Source organism: Dyadobacter sp. HNCC25DJ185, assembly GCF_056895195.1.
This window is the reverse complement of sequence record NZ_JBXHAR010000049.1, coordinates 1-221: the sequence shown is the minus strand read 5'-3', so window position 1 is coordinate 221 and position 221 is coordinate 1. Positions and strand designations below refer to the sequence as shown.

The following is a 221-nucleotide window of genomic DNA, read 5'->3' as shown; positions in this document are numbered from 1 at the left end:
GCGCGGGCACTTTCGCAGTTACCAACCGTTTGAGATACAAAATAGCTTGTTGAACCAGCCGATGCGGTAGAAGGAGTTGGCGCACTTCCCAATGGTGATCCGCCGGTTGAGGCACTGTACCATTTCAATGCAGTGCCAGTAGCTGTTAAAGGCGTTGCAGCGTCGCCGACAGTGTAACTTTTATTGGAGACAGTTGGAGCAGCAGGTGGTGTACATGCACT

1 protein-coding gene is annotated in these 221 nt (G+C 52.0%); it reads right to left on the bottom strand.

The annotated features are described in order from the left end of the window. Positions 1–221, bottom strand: a 221-nt coding sequence (locus AC1XUF_RS32120; RefSeq protein WP_483345970.1) for an Ig-like domain-containing protein, incomplete at both ends; no start/stop codon positions are given.